Source organism: Pseudomonas sp. MYb118, assembly GCF_040947875.1.
In the GTDB taxonomy this organism is placed as follows: Bacteria; Pseudomonadota; Gammaproteobacteria; order Pseudomonadales; family Pseudomonadaceae; genus Aquipseudomonas.
Genome location: NZ_JBFRXN010000002.1, coordinates 1,816,930 through 1,837,080, shown reverse-complemented (window position 1 = coordinate 1,837,080; position 20,151 = coordinate 1,816,930). Strand labels below are relative to the sequence as shown.

Annotated in this window: 20 protein-coding genes; 6 read left to right on the top strand and 14 right to left on the bottom strand. The window is 61.9% G+C overall.

Annotation, left to right across the window (positions count from 1 at the left end; all coding sequences use genetic code 11):
- Positions 1–31: 31 nt before the first annotated feature.
- From znuB to zur, 3 genes are read right to left on the bottom strand one after another with little or no spacing between them, the layout of a single operon-like run.
- Complete coding sequence (znuB, locus tag ABVN20_RS14330) at positions 32–820, bottom strand: zinc ABC transporter permease subunit ZnuB (protein ID WP_192307312.1); 789 nt, start codon at positions 818–820, stop codon at positions 32–34.
- On the bottom strand, positions 813–1,580 hold the full coding sequence (gene znuC, locus ABVN20_RS14325) for a zinc ABC transporter ATP-binding protein ZnuC (RefSeq protein WP_368556379.1): 768 nt from the start codon (positions 1,578–1,580) through the stop codon (positions 813–815). The genes znuB and znuC overlap by 8 nt, the downstream gene beginning before the upstream one ends.
- A complete protein-coding gene (gene zur / locus ABVN20_RS14320; protein ID WP_368556378.1) occupies positions 1,580–2,062 on the bottom strand; it encodes a zinc uptake transcriptional repressor Zur in 483 nt (160 codons plus the stop codon). The genes znuC and zur overlap by 1 nt, the downstream gene beginning before the upstream one ends.
- Positions 2,063–2,128: 66 nt before the next feature.
- On the opposite strand from zur, the gene ABVN20_RS14315 reads away from it, so the two are divergent.
- On the top strand, positions 2,129–3,049 hold the full coding sequence (locus tag ABVN20_RS14315) for a zinc ABC transporter substrate-binding protein (RefSeq protein WP_368556377.1): 921 nt from the start codon (positions 2,129–2,131) through the stop codon (positions 3,047–3,049).
- 126 nt (positions 3,050–3,175) lie between these two features.
- Here ABVN20_RS14315 and ABVN20_RS14310 read toward each other — a convergent pair whose 3' ends face one another.
- The 3 genes from ABVN20_RS14310 to ABVN20_RS14300 form a co-directional block, all read right to left on the bottom strand.
- Complete coding sequence (locus ABVN20_RS14310; protein ID WP_003213368.1) at positions 3,176–3,451, bottom strand: HU family DNA-binding protein; 276 nt, start codon at positions 3,449–3,451, stop codon at positions 3,176–3,178.
- 192 nt (positions 3,452–3,643) lie between these two features.
- On the bottom strand, positions 3,644–4,792 hold the full coding sequence (locus ABVN20_RS14305) for an NAD(P)/FAD-dependent oxidoreductase (RefSeq protein WP_368556376.1): 1,149 nt from the start codon (positions 4,790–4,792) through the stop codon (positions 3,644–3,646).
- Positions 4,793–4,812: 20 nt separating this feature from the next.
- Positions 4,813–4,980, bottom strand: coding sequence for a rubredoxin (locus ABVN20_RS14300; protein WP_186611382.1), 168 nt, complete (start codon positions 4,978–4,980; stop codon positions 4,813–4,815).
- A gap of 201 nt (positions 4,981–5,181) precedes the next feature.
- On the opposite strand from ABVN20_RS14300, the gene ABVN20_RS14295 reads away from it, so the two are divergent.
- Positions 5,182–5,745 carry a chorismate lyase gene (locus tag ABVN20_RS14295; protein ID WP_368556375.1) on the top strand — a complete coding sequence of 188 codons (564 nt, stop codon included), beginning with the start codon at positions 5,182–5,184 and terminating at the stop codon, positions 5,743–5,745.
- On the top strand, positions 5,745–6,635 hold the full coding sequence (gene ubiA / locus ABVN20_RS14290; RefSeq protein ID WP_368556374.1) for a 4-hydroxybenzoate octaprenyltransferase: 891 nt from the start codon (positions 5,745–5,747) through the stop codon (positions 6,633–6,635). Before ABVN20_RS14295 ends, ubiA begins: the two co-directional genes overlap by 1 nt.
- 133 nt (positions 6,636–6,768) lie before the next feature.
- Here ubiA and ABVN20_RS14285 read toward each other — a convergent pair whose 3' ends face one another.
- Complete coding sequence (locus tag ABVN20_RS14285) at positions 6,769–7,155, bottom strand: hypothetical protein (RefSeq protein ID WP_368556373.1); 387 nt, start codon at positions 7,153–7,155, stop codon at positions 6,769–6,771.
- A gap of 151 nt (positions 7,156–7,306) precedes the next feature.
- Here ABVN20_RS14285 and phoB point away from each other — a divergent pair, with 151 nt between their 5' ends.
- The 3 genes from phoB to ABVN20_RS14270 all read left to right on the top strand — a co-directional run bounded on the left by phoB (position 7,307) and on the right by ABVN20_RS14270 (position 10,821).
- A complete protein-coding gene (gene phoB / locus ABVN20_RS14280) occupies positions 7,307–7,996 on the top strand; it encodes a phosphate regulon transcriptional regulator PhoB (protein ID WP_192307159.1) in 690 nt (229 codons plus the stop codon).
- 75 nt (positions 7,997–8,071) lie between these two features.
- The gene (phoR, locus tag ABVN20_RS14275; RefSeq protein ID WP_368557709.1) at positions 8,072–9,358 is read left to right on the top strand and encodes a phosphate regulon sensor histidine kinase PhoR; all 1,287 of its coding nucleotides are present in this window, start codon (positions 8,072–8,074) and stop codon (positions 9,356–9,358) included.
- A gap of 122 nt (positions 9,359–9,480) precedes the next feature.
- Complete coding sequence (locus tag ABVN20_RS14270) at positions 9,481–10,821, top strand: hemolysin family protein (RefSeq protein WP_368556372.1); 1,341 nt, start codon at positions 9,481–9,483, stop codon at positions 10,819–10,821.
- Between the two features lie 54 nt (positions 10,822–10,875).
- On the opposite strand, the gene ABVN20_RS14265 is transcribed toward ABVN20_RS14270, so the two are convergent.
- From ABVN20_RS14265 to ABVN20_RS14235, 7 genes are all read right to left on the bottom strand, one after another.
- Complete coding sequence (locus ABVN20_RS14265) at positions 10,876–11,772, bottom strand: peptidoglycan DD-metalloendopeptidase family protein (RefSeq protein WP_368556371.1); 897 nt, start codon at positions 11,770–11,772, stop codon at positions 10,876–10,878.
- 190 nt (positions 11,773–11,962) lie between these two features.
- A complete protein-coding gene (locus ABVN20_RS14260; RefSeq protein ID WP_368556370.1) occupies positions 11,963–12,895 on the bottom strand; it encodes a response regulator in 933 nt (310 codons plus the stop codon).
- Between the two features lie 166 nt (positions 12,896–13,061).
- Positions 13,062–13,823 carry a phosphate signaling complex protein PhoU gene (gene phoU / locus ABVN20_RS14255; protein ID WP_368556369.1) on the bottom strand — a complete coding sequence of 254 codons (762 nt, stop codon included), beginning with the start codon at positions 13,821–13,823 and terminating at the stop codon, positions 13,062–13,064.
- 72 nt (positions 13,824–13,895) lie between these two features.
- Entirely contained in the window at positions 13,896–14,729 is an 834-nt protein-coding gene (gene pstB / locus ABVN20_RS14250) for a phosphate ABC transporter ATP-binding protein PstB (protein WP_368556368.1), read from the bottom strand.
- 143 nt (positions 14,730–14,872) lie between these two features.
- On the bottom strand, positions 14,873–16,543 hold the full coding sequence (pstA, locus tag ABVN20_RS14245) for a phosphate ABC transporter permease PstA (protein WP_368556367.1): 1,671 nt from the start codon (positions 16,541–16,543) through the stop codon (positions 14,873–14,875).
- A gap of 15 nt (positions 16,544–16,558) precedes the next feature.
- Positions 16,559–18,592, bottom strand: a complete 2,034-nt coding sequence (locus ABVN20_RS14240) for an ABC transporter permease subunit (RefSeq protein WP_368557708.1) — start codon at positions 18,590–18,592, stop codon at positions 16,559–16,561.
- Positions 18,593–19,010: 418 nt separating this feature from the next.
- Entirely contained in the window at positions 19,011–20,012 is a 1,002-nt protein-coding gene (locus ABVN20_RS14235) for a phosphate ABC transporter substrate-binding protein PstS family protein (RefSeq protein ID WP_368556366.1), read from the bottom strand.
- Positions 20,013–20,151: the final 139 nt, after the last annotated feature.

Sequence of the window (20,151 nt, the reverse complement as noted above, 5' to 3'; positions counted from 1 at the left end):
GACTCTCTATTTGCGCAAAAAACGAGCAAGTCTACACCCCTCGACGGGGCAGGACAAAACTCAGCAGAAACAGTGCGGCCGCCGTCACCACGATTGAAGGGCCCGCCGGGGTGTCCTTGAACCAGGACAACGCCAGCCCGCCACACACCGCGAGCATGCCCAGCAGGCTGGCGCCCAGCGCCATCTGCTCGGGGGAACGGGCGTGACGCTGTGCCGCAGCCGCCGGGATGATCAGCAACGACGTAATCAGCAACACACCGACGATTTTCATCGCCACGGCGATCACTACGGCGATCAGCAACATCAGGGTCATGCGCAGCGCCGGCACCGGCAAACCTTCCACCCGTGCCAGTTCCTCATGCACGGTAATGGCCAGCAAGGGCCGCCACAGGGTCACCAGCAACACCAGCACCGCCGCGCTGCCGCCGAGAATCCACGCCAGGTCGGTGGGACTGATCGCCAGCAGGTCGCCGAACAGATACGCCATCAGGTCGATCCGCACTTCGTGCATGAAGCTTAGTACGACCAGGCCAAGTGAGAGCGTGCTCGGTGCGAGAATTCCCAACAGCGTGTCGGACGCCAGCGGTTGGCGCTGCTGCAAGGTCACCAGCAACACCGCCAGCAACAGGCAGCCGACGGTCACCGCCACCGTCGGGCTGACATCCAGCAGGAAACCCAGCGCCACGCCGAGCAATGCCGCGTGGGACAGGGTGTCGCCGAAATACGCCATGCGCCGCCAGACCACGAAGGATCCCAACGGTCCTGCGACCAGCGCCAAAGCCAGACCTGCAAGCAGGGCATACAGCAGAAAATCAGCCATGCTTGCAGCTGTCTCCGTGAACGTGGGGTTTGACCACCGAGCCATGCAAGTCATGGGCGTGGTCGTGGTGGTGGTGATAAATCGCCAGGCTCGGGGCGTTCTTGCCGAACAGCTCGACGAACGCCGGATCGCCACTGACCTGCTCGGGGTGGCCGGAGCAGCAGACGTGGCGGTTGAGGCAGACCACCTGATCGGTGGTGCTCATCACCAGGTGCAAATCGTGCGAGACCATCAACACGCCGCAACCGTGGCGATCGCGCAGACGGGTGATCAGGCTGTACAGCTCGGCTTGCCCGGCGACGTCCACGCCCTGCACCGGCTCATCGAGCACCAGCAGTTCCGGCTCGCGCAACAGCGCCCGGGCCAGCAGCACACGCTGCATTTCCCCGCCGGAAACGCTTTGCACGGGACTGTCGATCACCTGTTCGGCACCGACCTCCTTGAGAGCCGCCAAGGCGCGAGCGCGATCGACACCCGGCACCAGGCGCAGAAAGCGCAGCACCGACAGCGGCAGGGTCGGGTCCACGTGAAGTTTTTGCGGCATGTAGCCGATCCGCAGTTTCGGCTTGCGCCAGACACTGCCGCTGTCCGGCTTCAACAGGCCGAGCACCGCCCGCACCAGGGTGGTTTTACCGGCACCGTTGGGGCCGATCAGGGTCACGATCTGCCTGGGTTCGACGCTCAGTTCGATGTTATCCAGCACGTTTTGCCCGGCAAAGGTGACGGCCACCTGCTCGAGGCGGATCAGCGCGTTGCTCATCAAGCCCCCTGGCAACCCGAGCAGAGGCCGACCACTTCAACGGTCTGGCCTTCCACGACAAACCCGACATCCCTGGCGCTGGCGACAATCGCATCGCTGATGGACTTCTGTTCCAGCTCGATGGCGGCGTGGCATTCCCGGCAGATCAGGAACTGCCCCTGGTGCGCGTGCTCCGGGTGATTGCAGCCGACGAACGCGTTCAACGAGGAGATGCGGTGCACCAGACCGTTTTCCAGCAGGAAATCCAGCGCGCGGTACACGGTCGGCGGCGCCGCGCGACGACCATCCTGATCACTGAGCACTGCCAGGATGTCGTAGGCACCCAATGGCTTGTGGCTTTGCCACACCAGTTCCAGCACCCGCCGCCGCAGCGCGGTCAGGCGCAGGCCCTGGCGCGCGCACAGCGCATCGGCCTCGGACAACGCGCTGTGAACGCAATGAGAGTGGTCGTGGGGGCGGCTGGCAATCGGTGTAATAGGCATGAGCAGAGACGAGTTTTGTGAGAGACGTTATTATGTTACCCGTTCTTTCATCTTTGAGTGGTCATCGTGTCTCGACTTTTTTCCATCTTTGTCGCTTTTGTCGCAAGTTTTCTGTTCATCGGCACCGCCCACGCCGAGGTCAAGGTTCTCACCAGTATCAAGCCGCTACAGCTGATTGCCGCTGCGGTGCAGGACGGCGTGGCCATTCCGGAAGTGCTGCTGCCGCCCGGCGCCTCCCCGCATAACTACGCGTTGCGCCCATCCGACGTACGGAAGGTGCAATCGGTGGATCTGGTTTACTGGATCGGCCCGGATATGGAAGGTTTCCTGCCGCGTGTGCTGAAGGGCCGTACGCTGCCCAGCGTCGCCGTGCAGGAGCTGCCGGGGCTGAAGTTGCGTCATTTCGCCGAGGACAATCATTCCCACGCCGAAGAAGCCGATGAGCATGACCACGACCACCGCCCGGGCAGTCTGGATGCACACCTGTGGTTGTCACCGCTGAATGCACGAGTGATCGCCGCCAGAATGGCCGCCGACCTGAGCGCCGCCGACCCGGCCAATGCGCCGCGCTACCAGAGCAATCTCAAGGCCTTCGAGGAGCGCCTGGATGCGCTGGACCTGCGTCTGAAGGCGCGTCTGGCAGGTGTGGCCGGCAAACCGTACTTCGTGTTCCATGAGGCGTTCGACTACTTCGAAGACGCCTATGGCCTGAAGCACACCGGCGTGTTCAGCGTCGCCGCCGAAGTACAACCCGGTGCCCAGCACGTCGCGGCCATGCGCACGCGATTGCAGGAAGTCGGCAAGACCTGTGTATTCAGCGAACCACCACTGCGCCCGCGCCTGGCGGAAACCCTGGTGGCCGGGTTGCCGGTGAAGCTGGCGGAGCTGGATGCGCTGGGTGGCTACACGCCCGCGACGGCTCAGGGCTATGAGCAGGTGCTGGAAAAACTGGGGAATGACTTGGCAGGGTGCCTGGAGTCGCTCTGACTCGACAATGTCGGGCCCTTCGCGGCCAGGCCCGTATGCAGCGGCCACAAAAAATGGGCACTCAACCCTAGGTTGGCGTGCCCATTTTTCATCCCACTGACCCGTCAGGCGGGCAGTCGGTACGTGTTACGGATTGACGCTGTCTTTCAACGATTTGCCTGGCTTGAAGGCAACGGTGTTGCTGGCTTTGATTTTCACAGGCTCACCGGTTTGCGGGTTTTTGCCGGTGCGCGCGCCGCGGTGGCGTTGCAGGAAGGTGCCGAAGCCGACCAGCGTCACGCTGTCTTTACGGTGCAGGGCGCCGGTGATTTCTTCGAGAACGGCGTTGAGAACGCGGTTGGCCTGTTCTTTGGTGAGATCTGCTTTCTCCGCGATGGCCGCGGCGAGTTCTGGTTTACGCATAAGTGAAGCCCCTTTGACGGTTTTTTGTTGTTATGTCCGTGCTGCTCTCGTTGGAACAGCGCCCAAAGCGCCGCAGGTGCTCTAACCTGCGGCAGACGGGAGTGAGAATGGCACGCGCCGAGAGGCGGCGCCAGCCTGCGCGCGACGTTTGTAACAGGAAAAGAGGGGTGATTCCGACAGAACGCCCGTCATTTACGCCAGCAGCGGCGGAAGCTCTTTGTTCAGCGCCAGTTTTTCCATGACGGCCGTGCCGGTCAGGGCGTAACCGAGTAATTTGCCGGTAGCGTCGCGGCACAGCACCTTGACGTCGCCACCCTGCCCTTCGACCGTCCACACGCCCTCCGAACCCCGTGGCGGCGGCGACACCACCAAGGGGCAGACCGGCGTCTTGACGGTGATCGGCATCGCACCATAGCTCACCGCCGTGGGGTTGCCGGCGAGGGTCTGAGCCAGTGCTCTCGCACAGCTCATGAGGGGCATGACGTACAACAGATTCAGCCCGTCGACTTCGGCGCAGTCGCCCAGGGCGTAGATATTGGCGTGGGACGTCTTCAGGTGGCGGTCGACGACCACGCCGCGATTGACCTGCACCCCGGCCGCAGCCGCCAGGTCGATGCGCGGGCGCAGGCCGACAGCCGAGATCACCACGTCACAGGCAATGACCTGACCATCCGAGAGGTGCGCTTCCAGGCCATCGGCCACACGCTGCAAGCGGTTGATCACGGGCCCGAGGTAGAAGCGTGCACCGAGGCTTTCCAGCCCGGCCTGCACAGCCGCGGCAGCCGCCGGATGCAGCAGCATCGGCATGACTTGTTCGCACGGCGCCACCAACTGCACTTCGTGGCCGCCGACGATCAGGTCGTTGGCAAATTCGCAGCCGATCAGGCCCACGCCCAGTATCAGCACCCGGCGCTTGCCGGCAGCAAAGGCGCGAAAGCGTGCGTAGTCTTCGAGGTCGTTGATCGGGAACACGGCGTCTGCCGCGTCGCCCTCGATGGGCACCCGCACGGTTTCAGCGCCCCACGCCAGTATCAGGTCGCGGTAGTTGACCGCCTCTTCACCGATCCACAGGCGTTTGTGACCAGGGTCGATGCCGCTGATGCGGGTGTGGGTGCGAATTTCGGCCTTTAACTGCTCGGCCATGGCGCCAGGCCCCGCCATGCTCAGGCCATCGGCGTCCTTGTTCTTGCCAAAGCCGGTGGACAGCATTGGCTTGGAGTAGGAACGCCCGTCATCGGCGGTGATCAGCAACAGCGGGGTTTCGCCATCCAGCTTGCGAAACTCGCGGGCCAGGTTATAGCCCGCCAGGCCCGTGCCAACGATCACGACAGGTGCGTTCATGTCCTACTCCTTGTAAGTTCTCAGTTGATTTCGATCATTTCGAAATCCATCTTGCCGACGCCGCAATCCGGGCACAGCCAGTCTTCCGGCACGTCTTGCCACAGGGTGCCCGGCGCAATGCCGTCATCCGGCCAGCCTTCGGCTTCGTTATAGATCAGGCCGCAGACCACACATTGCCACTTTTTCATTCAGCTACTTCCTCAGGTTCAGGCTCATTGCCGGCGCGAACGGTCGATGGTTGCTGCGTTGCCGTCCGGCTCAGGGCGTTTTTGTACTGGTCGTGTCCGGCAGATGCAAGCCTGTTCGACGCACCGGGCCGCCACATCACTCAAAATGATTGGCTGACATGGTAAGCTCGCCGCCTCATTTGCTGCCAATAATGACTCACTGTGCCGCACTCAACGTCCCCCCGCACGGCCCCGCTCTGGCTCTCTCGCAGCCAGCTTGCTCCCCTCCCCGACGCTTCTACGCTGGACTGGCTCTTCGATGAAGGGTCGCTGACCCGCCGGCTGACGCGCCTGTCGAACGACGGCTTCAGTGTCACGCCGCTGTTCGAAGGCTGGCAAACCCTGCGCGCCGACGAATGCGCGGCGCTGGATCTGGCCGAAGGCAGCGAAGGTTGGGTGCGCGAGGTGTATCTGCGCGGCCACGGGCAAGCCTGGGTGTTCGCCCGCAGTGTGGCGGCGCGCAGCGCATTGCAGGGTGACGGCTTGCACATGGATGAGTTGGGCAGCCGCTCGCTGGGCGAGTTGCTGTTTTCCGACAAGGCATTCACGCGGCGCGCCATCGAGGTTTGCCACTATCCTCAGCAATGGCTGCCGCCCGAGTCCAGCGCGCCTGAATTGTGGGGCCGGCGTTCGCGTTTCGACCGGGGCGCCCTGAGCGTGCTGGTGGCCGAAATTTTCCTGCCGACCTTGTGGCGCGCCACCCGCGCCCATCCGGAGAACTGCTGATGTACCAGAGCCTGCTCAAGTCCCTGAATCGCTTGAACCCGCGGGCCTGGGATTTCATTCAACTAACGCGCATGGACAAGCCGATCGGCATTTACCTGCTGCTGTGGCCGACGCTGTGGGCGCTGTGGATTGCCGGCAAAGGTTCGCCGGCACTGGCCAACATCGTGATTTTTGTACTCGGCGTGGTCCTGACCCGCGCCGGCGGTTGCGTGATCAACGACTGGGCCGACCGCAAGGTCGATGGCCATGTGAAGCGCACCGAACAACGGCCACTGGTGAGCGGCAAGATCAGCTCCCGCGAAGCCCTGGTGTTTTTCGCCGTGTTGATGGGCGTGAGTTTCCTGCTGGTGTTGTGCACCAACGCGACGACCGTCTGGCTGTCGTTCGGCGGGCTGGCCCTGGCCTGCACCTATCCGTTCATGAAGCGCTACACCTATTACCCGCAGGTGGTGCTGGGTGCGGCGTTCTCCTGGGGCATGCCGATGGCGTTCACCGCCGAGACGGGTGAGCTGCCGGCGGCGGCCTGGCTGCTGTGGATCGCCAACCTGATGTGGACGGTGGGCTACGACACCTATTACGCAATGACCGACCGCGACGACGATTTGAAGATCGGCGTGAAGTCGACGGCCATCCTGTTCGGCGAAGCGGACCGGGTGATCATCGTGACGCTGCAGGGGCTGGCGCTGGCGTGCCTGCTGCTGGCGGGGTCGAAGTTCGAGCTGGGGGTGTGGTTCCACCTGGGACTGCTGGTGGCGGCGGGCTGTTTTGCCTGGGAGTTCTGGTACACCCGTGGCAAGGACCGCATGCGTTGCTTCAAGGCATTCCTGCACAACCACTGGGCAGGGTTGGCGATATTCGTCGGGATCGTGCTGGACTACGCATTACGTTGAACTCCACAAGCCCCTGTAGGAGCGAGCTTGCTCGCGATGAAGTCAAGGACACCAAGGTACGTCAGATACCCCGCATCATCGTTGACGCCCATCGCGAGCAAGCTCGCTCCCACAGGTTGTTTCTGGTGGACAGTTACATTTTCGGGCCTTGGAGGACGTGCCAGACGTCTTTCATTTTGTCACCGGTCTTGTCTCCCGGTGCCTTGTCCTTCACGAAGTAGTACAGCGGCTTGCCGTCATAGGCCCACTGCTTGCTGCCGTCGTCGCGCGTGATGATCGTCCATTGACCTTCGGCCTTGTCACCAGCCTCTGCCTTGAGCGGCGGCCAGTTTTCTGCGCATTGCCCGGTGCACACCGACTTGCCGCCCGTGTCCTTGTCGAATGTGTAGAGGGTCATGCCCTTGTGGTCTGTCATTACTCCGCCTTGCATCATCGCAGGCTCTGCCGCGAAGGCCATTGCCGGCACAGACAGGGCAGCTGCCAGCATCAGGGCTTTAAGGGATTGCGAGTAGTGAGTCATGGAAACCTTCTCTTGTGGTTGTCAGGATTCGGAATTAGAGAATAGTTCAGGATTGCTACAATCGCCGGGCAGTGAAATGTTGTCACACGACTGCAATAATTCCGTTATCTAATGCGGCGCAAGACAGTTAAATGACAAGAGGGTTATGGGCATGGTTGGCAGGAACATTCTGATCGTCGACGACGAAGCGCCTATCCGCGAGATGATCGCCGTTGCGTTGGAAATGGCCGGCTATGACTGCCTCGAGGCCGAGAACTCGCAGCAGGCCCATGCCATCATCGTCGACCGCAAACCGGACCTGATCCTGCTCGACTGGATGCTGCCCGGCACCTCCGGTATCGAACTGGCCCGCCGCCTCAAGCGCGATGAGCTGACCGGGGACATCCCGATCATCATGCTCACCGCCAAGGGCGAAGAGGACAACAAGATCCAGGGCCTGGAAGTCGGCGCCGACGACTACATCACCAAGCCGTTTTCCCCCCGTGAGCTGGTCGCGCGCCTCAAGGCCGTGCTCCGTCGCGCCGGGCCAACCGATGGCGAGGCACCGATCGAAGTCGGCGGCCTGCTGCTGGACCCGATCAGCCACCGCGTGACCATCGACGGCAAACCGGCCGAGATGGGCCCGACCGAATACCGCCTGCTGCAATTCTTCATGACCCACCAGGAACGCGCCTACACCCGTGGCCAGTTGCTGGATCAAGTCTGGGGCGGCAATGTCTATGTCGAAGAGCGCACCGTGGACGTACACATCCGTCGTTTGCGCAAAGCCCTCGGCGATGCCTACGAAAATCTGGTACAAACCGTGCGCGGCACAGGTTACCGGTTCTCGACCAAAGCCTGATCCGGACCGCCCGACAAGCTGACAAGGACGCGCGTTACCGTGAATCAAAACTGGCATGGCATCCTCATTCGCCACATGCTGCTACTGGTCACCGCCTGCCTGGCGATCGGCCTGATTACCGGTTATTACGGCTGGAGCCTCGCGGCAGGCCTGGGCCTTTACCTGGCCTGGACCCTCAAGCAATTGCTGCGTCTGCACGAGTGGCTGCGCCTGCACAAACCCGATGAAGCACCACCCGACGGCTATGGCCTGTGGGGTGAAGTGTTCGACAGCATCTATCACCTGCAACGCCGCGACCAACGGGTGCGCGGGCGCCTGCAAGCGGTGATCGACCGGGTGCAGGAGTCCACCGCCGCACTGAAAGACGCGGTGATCATGCTCGACACCGACGGCAACCTGGAATGGTGGAACCGCGCCGCCGAAACCCTGCTGGGCCTCAAGACGCCCCAGGACAGCGGCCAGCCGGTGACCAACCTGGTACGCCACCCGCGCTTCAAGGAATACTTCGAGCAGGACAACTACGCAGAACCCCTGGAAATCCCCTCGCCAACCAACGACCGCGTACGCATTCAGCTGTACATCACCCGCTACGGCAACAATGAACACTTGATGCTGGTGCGCGACGTGACGCGTATCCATCAGCTGGAACAGATGCGCAAGGACTTCATCGCCAACGTCTCCCACGAGCTGCGCACGCCGCTGACGGTGATCTGCGGCTACCTGGAAACCCTGCTCGACAACGTCGAAGAAGTGAACCCGCGCTGGAGCCGTGCCCTGCAACAGATGCAGCAGCAAGGCGGGCGCATGCAGACGCTGCTCAATGACCTGTTGCTGCTGGCCAAGCTGGAAGCCACCGATTACCCGTCGGACAACCACCCGGTGGTCATCGACGGTTTGTTGCAGTCGATCAAGAGCGACGCCCAGCAGTTGTCCGGGCAGAAGAACCAGCGCATCACCCTGGAAGCCGACGCGTCGATCAACCTCAAGGGCAGCGAGGCGGAACTGCGCAGCGCGTTTTCCAACCTGGTGTTCAACGCGGTGAAATACACCCCGGCCGAGGGCAACATCCGCATTCGCTGGTGGGGCGATGAACAAGGCGCGCACCTGAGCGTGCAGGATTCCGGCATCGGCATCGACAGCAAACACCTGCCGCGCCTGACCGAACGCTTCTACCGGGTGGACTCCAGCCGCAACTCCAACACCGGTGGCACCGGCCTCGGGCTGGCCATCGTCAAGCACGTGCTGCTGCGCCATCGCGCCCGCATGGAAATCAGCAGCGTGCCGGGCCACGGCAGCACGTTCACTTGCCACTTCGCCCCGGCCCAGGTCAGCAAAAGCCGGGCGATCAGCACCACGGACTGACACCGGCCAGCACGCGCCACTAGGCAATCGCCCGGTCAGCCGCTACATTGGCTGACTTGTGCCTGCCTTTCAGGCGCTGCTTTTTTCCCTTTTCGAATACACGGAAACCGCAAAACTCCATCATGGACCCTTCCCCTGGTTTGACCCTCGCGACACTCTTCGCCGACTTCGGCATGATTCTTTTTGCTTTTCTGCTGGTCCTGCTCAACGGTTTTTTCGTTGCGGCGGAATTTGCCATGGTCAAGCTGCGCTCGACCCGGGTCGAGGCCATCGCCGACAAGAACGGCTGGCGCGGGCACATCCTGCGCACCGTGCACAGTCAGCTCGATGCCTACCTGTCGGCGTGCCAACTGGGTATCACCCTCGCCTCCCTGGGCCTGGGCTGGGTCGGTGAACCGGCCTTCGCGCACATCCTCGAACCACTGCTGGAAGCCGTTGGCGTGCAGTCGGCCGAAGTGATCAAGGCGGTGTCGTTCTTCGCCGCGTTCTTCGTCATTTCGTACCTGCACATCGTGGTCGGCGAACTGGCGCCGAAATCCTGGGCGATCCGCAAACCCGAACTGCTGTCGCTGTGGACGGCCGTGCCGCTGTACCTGTTCTACTGGCTGATGTACCCGGCGATCTACCTGCTCAACGCCAGCGCCAACACCATCCTGCGCATCGCCGGCCAGGGTGAACCCGGCCCGCATCACGAACACCATTACAGCCGCGAAGAACTGAAGCTGATCCTGCACTCCAGCCGTGGCCAGGACCCCAGCGACCAGGGCATGCGCGTGCTGGCCTCGGCGGTGGAAATGGGCGAGCTGGAAGTGGTCGACTGGGCCAACTCCCGCGAAGACCTGGTGACGCTGGAGTCCAACGCGCCGCTCAAGGAAATCCTGGCGATGTTCCGTCGCCACAAGTTCAGCCGCTTTCCGGTGTATGACAGCGACCGCCAGGAGTTCGTCGGCCTGCTGCACATCAAGGACCTGCTGCTGGAACTGGCGGCCCTGGACCACATTCCCGAGTCGTTCAACCTGGCCGAGCTGACCCGCCCGCTCGAGCGCGTGTCGCGGCACATGCCGCTGTCGCAGTTGCTGGAGCAGTTCCGCAAGGGCGGCTCGCACTTCGCCCTGGTCGAGGAAGCCGACGGCAACGTCATCGGCTACCTGACCATGGAAGACGTGCTGGAAGTGCTGGTCGGTGATATCCAGGACGAACACCGCAAGGCCGAACGCGGCATCCTCGCTTACCAGCCGGGCAAGCTGCTGGTGCGCGGCGACACCCCGCTGTTCAAGGTCGAGCGCCTGCTGGGCATCGACCTCGACCACGTCGAAGCCGAGACCCTGGCCGGGCTGGTCTACGAATCGCTCAAGCGCGTGCCGGAAGAGGAAGAAGTGCTGGAGGTCGAGGGCCTGCGCATCATCATCAAGAAGATGAAGGGGCCGAAGATCATTTTGGCCAAGGTGTTGATGATCGATTGAGGGGCGCCCCTGTAGGAGCGAGCTTGCTCGCGATGAGGCCAGAACTGCCACCCCCTATTGTTTGCCCAACGCAAAATTGGGCAACACCCCCATCGGCTGCTTGAACTGATACGGAATCGACACCAGCCCCAGCCCGGTATTGCGCTGCACCACGAAATGCAGGTGCGGCCCGCTGCTGTTGCCGGTGTTGCCCGACAGCGCTAACGGGCTGCCCACCGACACCCGCTGCCCCTCGCGCACGCTCACCGAACCCTGCTTGAGGTGCAGGTACACGCCCATCGTCCCGTCATCGTGCAGCACCCGGACGAAATTGCCCGCCGGGTCATTGCCGCGCCCGTTCTGGGCATTTTCGGTTTTCACCACCACCCCGCCACGCGCCGCGATGATCGGCGTGCCTTCGGGCATGGCGATGTCCATGGCATAGCGGTTCTTCGGGCCGAAATGGCTGTACTGGCCGTTGTTGCCCTGGCTCAGGCGGAACGGGCCACCCCGCCAGGGGTAAGGGTATTGGTAGGCCAGCGCAGCCCCTGAGGGGTCGCCCAGCGAGTATTCGAACTTGGGAACGTAGGCCAGCGGCCTGTCAGCGTTCGCCGCCGTGAGCAACGCCAGGCGAATGCTGCTGCGGGCCGGCATGACCCGGCGAATCGGCCGGCTTGGCGCGCCGTTGACGTTCTGCAGCCCGGAAAAGCTCAGCTCGATTTCGACCGGCGCATACAGGTCGTTGCGCACATAGACGCTGTCGGCACCTTTCTTCTTGGAGATCACCAGATAAACCTGGCGCTCGAGGTGCTCGACCATGCGATCACGAAAGGTGAACACCTGGGCGCCCTTGGACGGGCGGTCGCTGTAGGAGACCACGCCATTGGCGTCGGTGGACTTGTAGATCGTCATGGCCGACGCCTGGGCGCCAGCCAGTAACAGACCGCAGAAAAACATCGAGCGCATGAGCATGGGCAGGATTCTGTCGAGTAATACCTGGGGATGAGCCTAGCAGCTGCAATGGACCAGGGTAGTCGGCAGAGGTTTCAAAGCGGTGTCGGTCGTATCGCGAGCAGGCTCGCTCCCACAGGTTTTTGGGTTCACTGATAACACTGTAGGAGCAAGCTTGCTCGCGATGAGGCCAGCTCAGGCAACGCGAAACTCAAGCACCCGGCACAAAATGCTTCTGCGCCGTACCCCGCGCGATCAGGCGCGACAGGTAATCGAGCTTCTGCGCATCCTTGTCGACGAAGCGGAAGGTCAGTTGCAGCCATTCGCTGTCGGGTTTCTGCTCATGGGCGACGATGGCGTGCAGGTAGCCGTTGAGGCGCGCGACTTCGGCGCTCTCGCCCTGCTCCAGGTCGAGCACGGCGCTGTCGAGCACCTGGGGCAGCGCTTCGGCACGCTTGACCACCAGCAGCGCTTCCTTGAGGCTCAGGGCCTTGATCACGCATTGCTGCACGCCATTGGGCAGACGCAGCTGACCCTGGCCACGACCGCCGGTCGCCGCCGATGCCGCGGGCGTTGGCGCCTTCACCGGCGGGCTGTTGAGCAAGCCACGGGACGGCGCAGCAGCGGGCGCAGGCGCCGCCGGAGCTGGCGCTGTTGCAACGGCCGCCACCGCCGGCTTGCCGCCGGTCAGAGCGCTCAGGGAATCGTTGCCGATGGCTGAATTCATTTTGGTCGGTGCGCTGTTCATCAAGGTGTCGAGTTTGCCGACCTTGTTCAGCGCCTGCTTGACCTTGGTCAACAGTTGTTCGTTGGTGAACGGCTTGCTGACGTAACCGGAAACACCGGCCTGGATCGCCTGGACGACGTTTTCCTTGTCGCCGCGGCTGGTCACCATCACGAACGGCATGGTCTTGAGGTTGTCTTGTTCGCGGCACCAGGTCAGCAGTTCCAGGCCGGACATTTCCGGCATTTCCCAGTCACACAGGACCAGGTCGAACGCTTCGCGCGCCAGCAAGGCCTGGGCCTTTTTGCCGTTAATGGCGTCTTCGATGCGAATGCCCGGGAAGTAGTTGCGCAGGCACTTCTTCACCAGGTCACGAATGAACGACGCATCGTCCACGACCAACACACTGACCTTACTCATCCATCACCCCTTTAAAAAATCCTGGCAAGCATACCGCTTTACTGATGGCACTTCGCCATAAACCTTCAGTCACGCCGGGACTTTTCGTTCGCGGGTGCTGCTGTCCGATCCTGCCCGTAAACAAAAACGCCCGGCCAAAAAGACCGGGCGCTTTACTAGGGCAATCTTATTTATCGTCAGCTTCGCCCGGAACATTAGCGGATTCGCCACTTGTGCCTTCAACTTCTTCCTTCATGCGCTTGAGGCCCATGTGGCGCACATCGGTGCCGCGCACCAGGTAGATCACCAGCTCGGAAATGTTGCGGGCGTGGTCGCCGATGCGCTCCAGCGAACGCAGCACCCAGATGATGCTCAAGACCCGCGAGATAGAGCGCGGGTCTTCCATCATGTAGGTGGCGAGCTCACGCAGGGCGGTCTTGTATTCGCGGTCGATGATCTTGTCGTATTGCGCCACCGACAACGCCAGGTCGGCGTCGAAACGGGCAAAGGCGTCCAACGCATCACGCACCATGTTGCGCACCTGGTCGCCGATGTGGCGCACTTCGACGTAACCACGCGGCGCTTCGCCTTCCTCGCACAGCTGGATGGCGCGGCGGGCGATCTTGGTCGATTCGTCGCCAATGCGCTCCAGGTCGATCACCGACTTGGAAATGCTGATGATCAGACGCAGGTCGGACGCGGCCGGCTGACGACGGGCCAGAATGCGCAGGCACTCTTCGTCGATGTTGCGTTCCATCTGGTTGATCTGTTCGTCGATCTCGCGCACCTGCTGGGCCAGGCCGGAGTCAGCCTCGATCAGCGCGGTGACCGCGTCGTTGACCTGCTTTTCCACCAGCCCGCCCATGGCCAGGAGGTGGCTGCGCACTTCCTCGAGCTCGGCGTTGAATTGCGCGGAAATGTGATGGGTAAGGCCTTCTTTACTAATCATTGTTGGCGTCCTTGGGGCGTCCGGTAAGGTGCGGTGGACCGCAGCGTCAGTTCAGTGAACAACCACGATGGCCTAGCCGTAACGACCGGTGATGTAGTCTTCGGTCTGCTTCTTCGCCGGATTGGTGAACAGGGTATCGGTGTCGCCGAATTCCACCAGTTTGCCCATGTACATGAACGCCGTGTAGTCGGAAACCCGAGCGGCCTGTTGCATGTTGTGCGTCACGATGACGATGGTGAACTTCGATTTCAGCTCGTAGATCAGCTCTTCGACCTTCAGCGTGGAGATCGGGTCGAGTGCCGAGCACGGTTCATCGAGCAGCAGCACTTCCGGTTCCACGGCGATGGTACGGGCGATCACCAGACGTTGTTGCTGACCACCGGACAGGCCCAGTGCCGAATCATGCAGGCGATCCTTGACCTCGTCCCACAACGCCGCGCCTTTCAATGCCCACTCGACGGCTTCGTCGAGCACGCGCTTCTTGTTGATGCCCTGGATGCGCAGGCCGTACACCACGTTCTCGTAGATGGTCTTGGGGAACGGGTTGGGCTTCTGGAACACCATGCCGACGCGACGACGCAGCTCGGCGACGTCTTCACCCTTGCGGTAGATGTTGTTGCCGTAGAGGTTGATTTCACCTTCCACGCGGCAGCCATCGACCAGATCGTTCATGCGGTTGAAGGTGCGCAGCAGCGTGGACTTGCCGCAGCCGGACGGGCCGATGAAGGCGGTCACGCGCTGTTTCGGGATGTTCATGCTGACGTCGAACAGCGCTTGTTTCTCGCCGTAGAACAGGCTCAGGCCCGGTACTTCGATGGCCACGGTTTCCTGTGCCAGGTCCAGGCTCTGCTTGTCGCGACCCAGGGCAGACATGTTGATGCCGTGGGAATGGGTTTCGTGCTGCATGGGAGGCTCCCCTGTGCTGACAAATTCGGTTCGTTTTTTGTGGGAGCGAGCCTGCTCGCGATGGCATCACTGCGGTTTGATGGATAAACCGCGTTGCCGGAAATCGCGAGCAGGCTCGCTCCCACACAGAAATCAGTGCTGCATCAGCTATCCAATGCTTTGTATTTTTCCCGCAGGTGGTTACGGATCCACACGGCCGACAGGTTCAACGTCGCGATCACCAGCACCAGCAGCAGCGCCGTGGCGTACACCAGTGGCCGTGCCGCTTCGACGTTGGGGCTCTGGAAGCCGACGTCATAAATATGGAAGCCCAGGTGCATGATCTTCTGGTCCAGGTGCAGGTACGGGTAGTTGCCGTCCAGCGGCAGCGACGGCGCCAGTTTCACCACGCCCACCAGCATCAACGGCGCTACTTCGCCCGCGGCGCGGGCCACGGCGAGGATCATGCCGGTCATCATCGCCGGGCTGGCCATTGGCAGCACGATCTTCCACAGGGTTTCAGCCTTGGTCGCACCGAGGGCCAGCGAGCCTTCGCGCACGGTCCGCGGAATCCGCGCCAGGCCTTCTTCGGTGGCCACGATCACCACCGGCACCGCCAGCAGCGCCAGGGTCAGGGACGCCCAGAGCAGGCCCGGCGTACCGAAGGTCGGTGCCGGCAGCGCTTCGGGGAAGAACAGACGGTCGACCGAGCCACCCAGCACGTAGACGAAGAAGCCCAGGCCAAACACGCCATAGACGATCGCCGGCACACCGGCCAGGTTGTTCACCGCGATGCGGATCACCCGGGTCAGCGCGTTCTGCTTGGCGTATTCACGCAGGTACACCGCCGCCAGTACGCCGAACGGGGTGACGATCATCGCCATGATCAGGGTCATCATCACGGTGCCGAAGATCGCCGGGAAGATCCCGCCTTCGGTGTTGGCTTCACGCGGATCGTCGCTGAGGAATTCCCAGACCTTGCTGAAGTAGAAACCGACCTTGGTCAGGGTGCCCATGGCGTTCGGCTGATAGGCGTGAACCACCTTGCCCAGGCCGATTTCGATTTCCTTGCCGTTGGCATCACGGGCCGTTAGCGCGTCACGGTTGAACTGCGTGTGCAGATCGCTCAGGCGCGCTTCAATTTCCTGGTAACGGGCATTGAGTTCGGCACGCTCGGATTCCATGTCCGCTTGCGCCGCCGGGCTCAGCTTGCCTTCCAGTTCCAGTTTGCGGCCGTGCAGACGAATGCGCTCCAGGCCCGAGTTGATCGCGCCGATGTCGGACTTCTCGATGGTCTTGAGCTGGGCGGCGAGCTTGTTCACCCGGTCGATCCGCGCTTGCAGCTCCGGCCACGCTGCTTCGCCTTCAGCGACGACCTTGCCGTCCTGCTTGACGTTGACCAGGTAACCGTAGAAGTTGCCCCACTCACGACGCTCGATGGCCATCAGTTCCACAGGCGTGGTCTGGTTGGTCAGCCAGTCGCCGACGATCCAGGTGAAGTCGTTGCCGTTCAGGTCTCGGTTGCCGACCTTGATCAGCTCACGGGTCATGAACTCCGGGCCCTGGTCGGGCACCGGCAGGCCAGCGCTTTTCAGGCGCGCACGCGGCACTTCTTCTTTCTGCACCACTTCGCCGACGACCAGGTGCTGGCCCTGGCCGGGCACGTCGTAGCTGGCGTGAATCAAATCGGCCGGCCAGAAGTGACCCAGACCACGCACGGCAATCACCGCCAGCAGGCCAATGGTCATGATGACCGCGATGGACACCGCGCCACCGCTGATCCAGACACCGGGGGCGCCGCTCTTGAACCATCCTTTCAGGGAGTTCTGTTTCACAGACTTCTACCTTTCTTAAAGCGACGAGTATTTCTTGCGCAGACGCTGACGAATCAGTTCCGCGAGGGTGTTCATGACGAAGGTGAACAGCAGCAGCACCAGCGCCGAGAGGAAGAGCACGCGGTAGTGGCTGCCGCCGACTTCCGACTCGGGCATTTCCACGGCGACGTTGGCCGCCAGGGTGCGCAGGCCTTCGAACAGGTTCATCTCCATCACCGGGGTGTTGCCGGTGGCCATCAGCACGATCATGGTTTCGCCGACCGCACGGCCCATGCCGATCATCAGCGCCGAGAAGATGCCCGGGCTGGCGGTGAGGATCACCACGCGGGTCATGGTCTGCCACGGCGTGGCGCCCAGGGCCAGGGAACCCAGGGTCAGGCCACGCGGTACGCTGAACACGGCGTCTTCGGCGATGGAGTAGATGTTCGGAATGACCGCAAAACCCATGGCCAGGCCGACCACCAGAGCGTTGCGCTGGTCGTAGGTGATGCCCAGGTCGTGGGAGATCCACATGCGCATGTCGCCGCCGAAGAACCAGTTCTCCATGAACGGGCTCATGTACAGCGAGAACCAGCCCACGAACAGGATCACCGGGATCAGCAGGGCACTTTCCCAACCGTCAGGGATTTTCAGGCGTACAGACTCAGGCAGGCGGCTGAACGCAAAACCGGCGATCAGGATGCCGATCGGCAGCAGCATCAACAGGCTGAAGATGCCCGGCAGGTGCCCTTCCACATACGGCGCGAGGAACAGACCGGCGAAGAAGCCGAGGATCACCGTCGGCATCGCTTCCATCAGCTCGATCACCGGCTTGACCTTGCGGCGCATGCCCGGGGCCATGAAGTACGCGGTGTAGATCGCAGCAGCTACGGCCAGCGGTGCGGCCAGCAACATGGCGTAGAACGCAGCTTTCAGGGTACCGAAGGTCAGCGGCGACAGGCTCAGCTTCGGTTCGAAGTCGGTGTTGGCCGCGGTCGATTGCCAGACGTATTTAGGCTCGTCGTAGTTCTCGTACCAGACCTTGCTCCACAGCGCGCTCCAGGAGACTTCCGGGTGCGGGTTGTCGAGCAGCAGCGGCTTGATCTGCCCGCCCGCTTCGACGATCACGCGGTTGGCCCGTGGCGACAGGCCGAACAGGCCCTGGCCGTCCACCACCTGATCCACCAGCAAAGTGCGGTGCGCGGTGCTGTGGAACACGCCGAGCTGGCCGGCGGCGTCCAGGGCGATGAAACCCTTGCGGCGCTCTTCGGCGGTGATTTCGACGATAGGCGTGGTGCCCATCTGGAAGGTGCGGATCTGCTTCAGGCGTTGTTCGCCATCGGTGTCGCGGGCCATGAACCACTGGGCCAGGCCGCCCTTGGAGTCACCGATGATCAGCGAGATACCGCCCACCAGCTGAGTGCTGGCAGTGACTTGCGCTTCGCCGTTTTCCAGCAGCTTGTAACGACCGTTGAGGCTCTTGTCGCGCAGGCTGAACACGTCGGCCTGGGCGCGACCGTTGATCACGTACAGCCACTGCTGACGCGGATCGACGAAGATCTGTTTCACCGGCTCGGTCATTTGCGGCAGCTCGATGCGCTTCTGCTCGTTGGTGACTTCGCCCGTCATCATGTTCTCTTCGCTGGTCAGCGACAGAACATTGAGCTGCGAACCGGTGGAGCCCACCAGCATCAGCGTGGTATCGGTAGCATTGAGACTGACATGCTCCAGCGCCCCGCCCGCCTCGTTCAGCGTGATCGGCGCTTCGCCGTACGGGTACTCGATGGCCGGGGTGATGGTTTTCTTGCCATCGGGGTAGCTGACTTTATACGTGTGGCGGAACACCAGCGCCTGACCATTGGACAGGCCCACGGCCACCAGCGGATGACCTGGCTGATCTTCGCCGATGGAGGCGACGCTGGCGCCGGCTGGAACCGGCAGATCGACGCGCTTGAGCTCAGCGCCACTGTCGATATCGAAGAACAACGCCTGGCCCTTGTCGGAAACCCGCATGGCCACCTGGTTCTGTTCTTCCAGGGAGATCATCAACGGCTTGCCGGCGTCCTGCATCCAGGCGGGGGTAATAGTGTCCTTGGCGGTCAGGCTGGCACCCTGGAACAGGGGCGCGACGACGTAGGCCAGGAAGAAGAAAATCAGGGTGATCGCACCCAGTACGGCGAGGCCGCCAACGAGCACATACCAACGGGTCAGGCGATCTTTCAGCGCACGAATGCGGCGCTTGCGTTGCAACTCAGGCGTATTGAAATCAATCCGCTTGGGGGGATTTGTAGTCATGTTGGAATTGGCCAGATCATTCATGCGCACACCCTAGCGATCCTGTATGACAGAAAGATGACAATGCAGTGACGCGACAAATCCGCCGCAGGCGCTAGCCAGCAGTGGATTGAAATTTGAAGTGTATGGGGGCGGCTATTGCTTACTGCCGCCCCCATTTGAGTCCGGTGGGGTTCACCCCGGACTCAGTTTGTTACTTCTTTGCGACTTCAGCGCCGCCTTCCTGCAGACCCAGGTCAGCCAGTGCTTTGGCAGCAACCTTGGCTGGAAGTGGGATGTAGCCGTCTTTCACAACCACTTCCTGACCTTGCTTGGACAGAACCAGCTTCACGAACTCGGCTTCCAGCGGGGCCAGAGGCTTGTTCGGAGCCTTGTTGACGTAAACGTAGAGGAAGCGGGACAGAGGGTACTTGCCGTTCAGGGCGTTTTCTTCGCTGTCTTCGATGAACTCGGTGCCGCCTTTCTTGGCCAGGGCCACGGTTTTCACGCTGGCGGTTTTGTAACCGATACCCGAGTAACCGATGCCGTTCAGCGAGGAGCTGATCGACTGTACGACCGAAGCCGAACCTGGTTGCTCGTTCACGTTAGCCTTGTAGTCGCCTTTGCACAGGGCTTCTTCCTTGAAGTAGCCGTAGGTGCCGGATACCGAGTTACGGCCGAACAGTTGAACTGGCTTGTTGGCCAGGTCGCCGGTCACACCCAGGTCGCCCCAGGTTTTCACGTCGGCTTTAGCGCCGCACAGACGAGTGGACGAGAAGATCGCGTCGACTTGTTCCATGGTCAGGTGCTGGATCGGGTTGTCCTTGTGGACGAATACAGCCAGGGCGTCCACGGCAACCGGGATAGCGGTTGGCTTGTAACCGTACTTCTGCTCGAAGGCAGCCAGTTCGGTGTCCTTCATCTTGCGGCTCATGGGACCTAAGTTGGAGGTGCCTTCAGTCAGCGCAGGTGGCGCGGTGGCGGAGCCAGCGGCCTGAATCTGGATGTTTACGTTCGGGTATTCTTTCTTGTAGTTCTCAGCCCACAGGGTCATGAGGTTGGCCAGGGTATCGGAGCCGACGCTGGACAGGTTGCCCGACACACCGGTGGTCTTGGTGTAGCTCGGGATAGCAGGGTCAACAGCGGCAACTGCGTTGGCAGTCGCAACGCCAGCAGCGACAAAAGTCATTGCCGCCATCAAACGCTTCAGTTTCATGCCTTACTCCTAGCAGATAGGTGTTTTAAGTCGGGGCCAAGTATCGGCAGGCCATGTGAACACTCTATGGCTGAAATATGACAATTGGATGAAAGGCCACTATGGCTCCGGGCAGGCGGCTCAGCTGATTTGCATCGTC